Consider the following 2,166-nt stretch of genomic DNA (forward strand, 5'->3'; position numbering starts at 1 on the left):
TTGTCCGTGCGACCTGAAGTCGTATGAAGTGCTGTTCACCGCAACAAGTGTGAACCATCTGTATCACCAGATGACCCTAGGGTTCTGAATAAAGCAGCGAACCCGACAATGTAACGAAGTTCAGCCTTTGCTGAGCGGGAATGAATTCGTGAGAGGACGTTCCTCCTGATAACCACAATTGGGTGAGTGCTAGGGTGTTGGTATGATGAACGTAAGTGAATCCATTTAAGATGCGTTATACGTGGATCAGCGGAAGTGGTTAATACGCTGTGGCCAAAAGGCATGAGAGTAGGAAAGAGATTGGACAGTGCTCTTTCGTGATCAAGACGCTCTCCGCATTATAGTGGGCATCTAACCCGACGTTGCGCGACATACGGAACAGGGTAAGCCTGTACTTCTCCCTTTGGGAAAGCGGTCTGCAAAGACAGCCGATAGTGGTGCAGGTAAAGGAGGCTAGAAAAAGCGAAAGCCGTGTTGTAATGATGCGGATACAGGTTGTTATCTGGCGCGAAAGCGAGCTGACTTCTAGCTGGTCTCCCGTTGCAAGATAATTTGAAGAACTTTATTCAAGGAGAAATGCAAATGGTAGCTTCAAAAGAAGTTAGTGCCTCTCCTAACGGCACTCGATGGCAATCCATTAACTGGAAAGCCGTCGAACAACACGTATTAAAGCTTCAAATACGCATTGCAAAAGCAACTCGAGAAGGTAAACGCAGTAAGGCGAAAGCATTGCAGTGGATACTAACTCACTCAAAAGCGGCAAAACTTCTTGCCGTTAAACGAGTGTCACAAAATAAAGGCAGCAAAACGCCAGGAATCGACGGCATCATCTGGAATACGGATGCTCGTCGTGTGGCAGCGGTTAATCAATTGAGTCGGAAAGGCTACAAAGCTAAACCACTCAGACGTATCTATATCCCCAAGAAAAACGGCAAACTCAGACCTTTAGGTATTCCGTGTATGATAGATCGAGCGCAACAAGCGCTTTATCTACTTGCCTTGGAGCCTATCTCTGAGACCATTGCTGACCTAAATAGCTATGGTTTTCGACCTAATAGAAGCACAGCCGATGCAATCGAACAATGCTTCAAATGCTTGGGTCTTAAACGTTCAGCACAATGGGTTCTTGAGGGGGACATTAAGGCTTGTTTCGATAAAATTGGTCATCAGTGGCTAATCGATAACATTCAAACAGATAAACGAATGTTGAAGCAATGGCTTGAGTGCGGTTTTATCGATAAAGGACTGTTTTACAAGACAGCAGAGGGGACGCCTCAAGGCGGTATAATTTCCCCAACGCTTATGCTGTTGACGTTAGCAGGTTTAGAAAATCTGGTTAAGTCGGTAGCACGTAAAACTGGCGATAGAGTCAACTTCATTGGATACGCTGATGATTTTGTAATAACTGGGACTTCAAAGGAAGTTTTGGTGAACAACATCAAACCGCAGCTAATTAGCTTTCTAGAAGAAAGAGGTTTAACACTTTCTGAAGAGAAAACACACGTAACTCATATCAATGATGGTTTTGATTTTTTGGGATTTAATCTCAGAAAGTACAAAGGCAAACTGCTTATTAAACCAAGTAAGAGCAACGTACTGTCATTTTTGAGTAACTTACGTGAACTCATCAAAAAGCACGCAACAATTCCAGTGAACGATCTGATTAAAATACTGAATCCAAAACTGAGAGGTTGGGCGAATTATTATCGTCATTGCGTGGCAAAGCGAACTTTCGACTATGTAAGTCATCAACTTTTCTGGTTGTTATGGCGTTGGGCGGTAAGGCGTCATCCGACGAAAAACAAAGATTGGGTGCGTAGAAAATATTACTTGAACCGACGAGGTGAATGGCAATTCCATGGTTGGCAAAAGATCGCGAATATGGATTGTCATTTTAATCTGGTTCAGATAGCCAAAACGCCAATTAAAAGGCATGTAAAAATTATGAGCAAGGCAACGCCTTATGATCCTTTTTACGAACCTTTCCTTAAAGAACGAAAGGCAAAGAAATTGGGACGAAACTCATGGTTCGAACCTGCTTTAGCTGCATTGTGATTGCTGGGTAACGTAATACGCCTTAGCGGAGGCTTGAGCTGTATGCAGTGAAAGTTGCACGTACAGTTCTTAGAGGGGCGGCACTTGGTAACAAGTGTCGTCTACTCGACA

The 2,166-nt window shown here is 43.8% G+C and carries 1 protein-coding gene; it reads left to right on the forward strand.

Translation table 11 applies throughout. The features are described from left to right. The first annotated feature begins 582 nt into the window (after window positions 1-582). On the forward strand, window positions 583-2,055 hold the full coding sequence (gene ltrA, locus A6D97_RS11460; RefSeq protein WP_017091811.1) for a group II intron reverse transcriptase/maturase: 1,473 nt from the start codon (window positions 583-585) through the stop codon (window positions 2,053-2,055). Window positions 2,056-2,166 lie beyond the last annotated feature (111 nt).

Origin of the sequence: Vibrio sp. ZF57, from assembly GCF_001691235.1 — a bacterium.
GTDB classification, from domain to species: Bacteria; Pseudomonadota; Gammaproteobacteria; order Enterobacterales; family Vibrionaceae; genus Vibrio; species Vibrio crassostreae_C.

Coding starts and splice junctions, on each gene's coding strand:
- ltrA (WP_017091811.1), top strand. CDS start 583: ATGGTAGCTTCAAAAGAAGTTAGTGCCTCTCCTAACGGCACTCGATGG.